This window comes from Methanocalculus sp. (assembly GCF_029762515.1).
Lineage (GTDB): Archaea > Halobacteriota > Methanomicrobia > Methanomicrobiales > Methanocorpusculaceae > Methanocalculus.
The window spans coordinates 1-4,929 of the sequence record NZ_JARVGN010000154.1 but is presented as its reverse complement, the minus strand read 5'-3'; the positions used below and the strand labels follow the sequence as shown (position 1 = coordinate 4,929).

General features: G+C 50.4%; 7 protein-coding genes. 1 reads left to right on the top strand and 6 read right to left on the bottom strand.

Annotated elements, in window-relative coordinates; genetic code table 11:
• The 6 genes from QCH34_RS06715 to QCH34_RS06690 all read right to left on the bottom strand — a co-directional run.
• On the bottom strand, positions 1–724 hold a 724-nt coding region (locus tag QCH34_RS06715), incomplete at its 3' end, for a DHH family phosphoesterase (protein WP_300332095.1).
• Between the two features lie 3 nt (positions 725–727).
• Entirely contained in the window at positions 728–1,186 is a 459-nt protein-coding gene (locus tag QCH34_RS06710) for a 30S ribosomal protein S15 (protein ID WP_300332093.1), read from the bottom strand.
• 227 nt (positions 1,187–1,413) lie between these two features.
• Entirely contained in the window at positions 1,414–2,583 is a 1,170-nt protein-coding gene (locus QCH34_RS06705) for a KamA family radical SAM protein (protein ID WP_300332090.1), read from the bottom strand.
• Positions 2,584–2,812: 229 nt separating this feature from the next.
• Positions 2,813–3,205 (bottom strand): Zn-ribbon domain-containing protein, encoded by a 393-nt coding sequence (locus QCH34_RS06700; protein ID WP_300332088.1) that lies wholly within the window; start codon positions 3,203–3,205, stop codon positions 2,813–2,815.
• A gap of 8 nt (positions 3,206–3,213) precedes the next feature.
• Positions 3,214–3,594, bottom strand: a complete 381-nt coding sequence (locus QCH34_RS06695; protein ID WP_300332086.1) for a DUF2073 domain-containing protein — start codon at positions 3,592–3,594, stop codon at positions 3,214–3,216.
• A gap of 5 nt (positions 3,595–3,599) precedes the next feature.
• Positions 3,600–4,241, bottom strand: coding sequence for a GTPase (locus QCH34_RS06690; protein WP_300332084.1), 642 nt, complete (start codon positions 4,239–4,241; stop codon positions 3,600–3,602).
• A 222-nt stretch (positions 4,242–4,463) separates the two neighbouring features.
• Here QCH34_RS06690 and QCH34_RS06685 point away from each other — a divergent pair.
• Positions 4,464–4,929, top strand: a 466-nt coding sequence (locus QCH34_RS06685) for a CBS domain-containing protein (protein WP_300332082.1), incomplete at its 3' end; no start/stop codon positions are given.

The following is a 4,929-nucleotide window of genomic DNA, read 5'->3' as shown; positions in this document are numbered from 1 at the left end:
AGCTGTCCGATACAAGCCTCTGAAGCGCAATTGCAGATGCGGTTTCATCGACACCGAGTACGAGCCGCGAGAGGAAGAATGAATCTTCTTCTGCGGGCCGATCCGGATGGACGAGCCCCGCCATCTCCCTGCATACAGTCTCATTGCCGGATATCCCCGGAAGATATGGATCCGTTGCCAGGAAGAGGCGATCATAGAGAGTCCGGCCGGCAGGCATGAAGCCCGGCCTGGTCGAGATCACTCCGTTGCCGATCCCTTCATTCAGGATCTCGCGGTTTGGACCCAGAAACTCCTGCCTGTCCCCGATTGCTCCAAGGATTGCAAGCCCTGCTAGGTCGCGGTTCTCACCAAGCTCACGTGCAACATAATATGCAGCTCCCGATGCCGAGAGTTCAAGATCTCCATCGATGCCAAAGAGCCTCGGGTTGACATGGAACTCACCAGAAAATGACGGGATATGGTGGTCTATAACCATCACCGAATCAGGGAGATCAGATAGTGACGACCCAAAGTCGCAGAGGAGAACCGGTGTGTCGGTTGGGATCATCTCTGTCCTGATTGTTGAACGAATATGAAGATGAAATGGAACGTGAATTCTTGTTAACGCCGTACATAGAATTGATGCCGCTGCTACCCCATCGACATCGTGATGGGCATAGATCTCCACAAAGCCTGATGACTTCAGGTGCTGTGCAAGCAATTCAGTTGACGGCGAAAGAGGCATAATTTATCGTGAAAGGAGAATCTCTGCGGTCTCCGGTTTGTATGTCCACCCTTTCGGGAGCTTTCCTGACTTTGTATAGTACCTGACCAGTCTTCTGACTTTTGACTCGGTCAGCTGGAGCTGGCGCTTGTTGTGGATATCCTTCTTATTTTCAGAGAGATGCTTCCGCATTCCAAGAGCCTTCTGCATCAGGTTCCGAAGATCTTCGGGGATCTCGGAGACAAGATCGTTCTCCTTTAAGATTGTTCCGATACGTTTACCGGTCACCAGCTTGATATCGGGGACACTGTACTTGTCCCTGAGCGTCATACCGATGACAGAGGAAGAAAGGCCATCCTTCTTCATTCCAACAATCAGCTTCTCGATCTCAGCGAGATCGGTGTTGGACCATTCCGGAATATCCGTTCTATAAGGACGGACAGAACCCGACGATCCTCTCCGTCGTGCATGCATTCGTGCCATGTATACCTCATTTTTTGTTTAGCTGCCTGCAAGAGAGTGCAGGAGTGTCCGGCAGTTGCCATTCACTGTAAGTCACGAAAAGAGCCTTAACTGACTCGCCGTAATCCCAAGCCCCCATAACGGGCAGTGCCATCGAGCACGTCGGACTTACCTCAGCCAGCACATACTGTGCGGTATATTAATAGAACAGGTAAGACTTTAAGAGTATCGGAGGGAAGGGGGAACCTTCACTCCGAGAGGGTATCAGCTTCCGGGGGTGCGCCGGTCGCCAGATCATTGCGGGGACCATCCATTGAGGAGAGGGGGCATTCGTCGACGATCGATACATAGTCATCAAACCAGTATGCCGAGGGGTTTCTCCGGCAGACAACAACCTTGCCCATCTCTTCGGGATCTGCTGCCTGATGATACTTCATCACCACGTAATCCTTCGTACAGGCAGCAATTTCGATCTTCCCGGTGGCATGCGACATCACAAACCGTGCACGCTTGGCAATGCCGGAGACCTGCGATCGTGCCTCCTCAAATATCCGGTAGCTCTCCTCGATGGGGACAGAATAGATATGATTTCCATGTGTCGGGCGGCACTGGAAGATATAGTAGGGAGACACACCAACGAAGGAGAGTTTCCGGAAGAGTTCAGCCAGCAGATCACCTGAATCATTTATTCCACGTAGAATCGGAGTCTGGTTCAGGATCATGACACCCGCATCAATCAGAGCGGAAATTGCCTTTTCGGCCTCCGGCGTGATCTCACGCGGATGGGTGAACTGGCTCATCAGGTAGATCCGCTTCTCAGGCAGGCTGTATTCGCGAAGGAGACCAAGAAGTTCCGTATCCTCTGAGATACGCATCGGATTATATGCCAGCATCTTGCTCCCTATCCGGATGATATGAACATGATCAATCGTCCTGATATCTGCGATAATCTCGCGGAGTTTCCTTGTCGGGAGCATCAGGGGATCACCACCGGTGAGGAGGACATTTGTCACCTCGGGATGTTTCCTGATGTAGTTAATCCCGGCGGTCACATCAGGAGAGATCTCATCCGCCCCCTCAACGAAGAGGCGTTTTCTGAAGCAATACCGGCAGAGGCCTGCACACCGGTCTGAGACGAGCAGAAGGCCGGTACGTGCATACTTATGCTGAAGACCTGGTACTACCGTATATGTCGATTCGCCTGAAGGATCAAGATCGCCATCTTCTGCCTCAATCTCACCAGGATCAGGAATGATCAGCCTTCTGATCGGATCATATGGATCAGACCAGTCGATGAGGTTCAGATAATATTCACTTGCCTTGAAAGAGAACCAGTTTTCAACTTTCCCGATATCTTTCTTCTCCTCAGCCGAGAGCCCCGGAATCTGAGAGACCGATGTGATATAGCGTGTTGTCATAGAATCACCTCCGTGACGGGTATCTGTCTGTACCAGTGTATGGTACATTCGATAGAAACGACACACCCCGGAACAAGCATACAAAGAGAATGCATGGTGCGGTCAGGTGGCCACTACTGTTAGAAATCCAGTTATCTGTAGCTCATCATACTATTTAAAGATTGGGGAGGATTGGGAAATAATGCGAAGATAGGGCTTTAAAAAGAAAATCGGGCGAATATTGATGAGATTATTTCTTCGTCTTCGGCTTTTTGCCTTTTGCCTTTGACATCGAGATGAGATCAACGACATAGCTGCCATCCTTGCCGACACCAATGACCCGCTCATCACTTCTGGCAAGTTTCTCAATATTTAGCTCATAACTCCCGGGACCAACGATCCGGACACTCTCGACCCGATCATACATATCTGCATGGGGTTTTTCAGGGGTTTTGACTTCAAGGATCGGTTCGTTCGTCTCTTCTGCGATCTCACTTATACTCTTCTCTTCAAGGACGTCCTTATGCCTCACCTTCTCGCTGACGTAGAAGAATTTCTTCCCTCCACAGCTTGGGCACCCCCTCAGGATCTCAGTTGAGCCATCCCGAAACTCGCGGCCACACTGGGTACATTTGTGAGGCATGGTACTGATTATCCTCCCGATGTGAGCGAGGCCCAGGCAACAAGCCGGTCACGTTCAATCTTCAGCATCTTCAGCTGGCCCGCAGGACCGATCACAGTCATTCTTCCCTGCCGGGGTTTCTTCCCTTTGAAGAGCCGCCCAAATATGCCGCCGGATTCAGCCTCTTTACCCGGATAGGTCTCCATCTCTATCCCTGAAAAGCCACCGGGCCGGATCTCCCTCATAGTCACCTCAACCAGCATACTCTGTTCATCCGGCGTAAGACCATGCTCAAGGACAACAATATTACCGAGGATGACCGAGTCGAGGATCGTCCTGATCTTCTCCATTGTTGTAAGATTTGTAAGCCGATCTGCGGAGATGAGTTCGATTTGTACTCCCTGTATCATTGAGATCACCTGAAGTGTTCGGTCATCATATCGTAGAGTTCTTCCATATTTGTCCCTTCAAGTCCCGATAATGAGATGACCGGGTGCTGGGGGAATGCACTCTTGATACGCGATGGTGCTGCATCGGGGAGGTCTGTCTTATTTGCGACGATCACCACCGGGAGATCCCGGCTCTCGATAATCCCGACCATCATGATATTCACCTGCATGAAGGGATCCAGTGTGCTGTCCATCACATAGATGACACCATGGATATCCTCCCTGAGCCAGTGCATCGCCTCTGCAACACCCTCGGTTGCCTCACGTGCACGGGAGATCGCTTCATCCTGCTCAAGGCCGTATTCCAGAAACTCATGATAGTCGATCTTGGTTGTCACACCCGGAGTATCGACAATATCCAGTGAGAGGGTATTTCCGTTTGCTCCGGTGATCACCACATCTTCCCGTCGCCGTGCCCGGCGTGTTTCATGCGGAATCTCTGAAACAGGACCAATCGCGTCACCCGAACAGTCACGGACAATCCGGTTCGCCAGTGTGGTTTTCCCTGCATTTGGGGGGCCATAAATGCCTATTCTGGAACGTTTCCTGCGAAAAATATTCTGAAAAAACTTACTCAATCTTTTTTTAGCCCGAGTAAACATACTCATCTGTCAACCCCTGAACACTGGCAGTTACCTGATCTGCCATGGTACTTGTACTCTTCTCCCAATTCTTATTAATACTACCCACCTATTGCCAAAATAGTGCTGGTGAGGAGACTCCGCAGACCAAAACCATCTCAGGGTGTCTGGTTTACGAATCTTTTAATATGGGCGTTGCATAGTAGATGTGTCATCAGCGAAGAGAGCAGAAAAGGAGGTGAAACGAAAATGAGACAGAATGACAACATGGACTTCGAAACCCGCGTCCCTGTACGGGAGGTGATGAAACTCAATCCGACTACAATCGATGCCAATGCAACAACTGCAGAGGCTGCACGTGCAATGTGCCGTGATGAGGTCGGGAGCTGTATCGTGCTACAGAACAATCTGCCGATTGGCATTGTTACTGAGGAGGATTTCAACTGCAAGGTTATGGCAAAAGACAGAAAACCTGGCGAGGTATACGTAAAGGAAGTGATGAGCACACCGCTGATCACGATCGATTCAGATGCAGCTATTGCCGATGCTGCACGGATGATGGTCATTAACCGTGTCCGAAGGTTACCGGTCGTGAATGCGGAGAAAAAAGTCATCGGAATCCTTACTGTACGGGACATCCTTAGCGTAGCAAATGAGATCAACGAGATTATGAACGATCTGATCGTCATAAACCGCATGAACGACTACCATGCCG

Bases quoted from the DNA above. Each gene is read 5' to 3' on its own strand.
- QCH34_RS06710 (WP_300332093.1), bottom strand. From the start codon at position 1,186: ATGGCACGAATGCATGCACGACGGAGAGGATCGTCGGGTTCTGTCCGT.
- QCH34_RS06705 (WP_300332090.1), bottom strand. From the start codon at position 2,583: ATGACAACACGCTATATCACATCGGTCTCTCAGATTCCGGGGCTCTCG.
- QCH34_RS06700 (WP_300332088.1), bottom strand. From the start codon at position 3,205: ATGCCTCACAAATGTACCCAGTGTGGCCGCGAGTTTCGGGATGGCTCA.
- QCH34_RS06695 (WP_300332086.1), bottom strand. From the start codon at position 3,594: ATGATACAGGGAGTACAAATCGAACTCATCTCCGCAGATCGGCTTACA.
- QCH34_RS06690 (WP_300332084.1), bottom strand. From the start codon at position 4,241: ATGAGTATGTTTACTCGGGCTAAAAAAAGATTGAGTAAGTTTTTTCAG.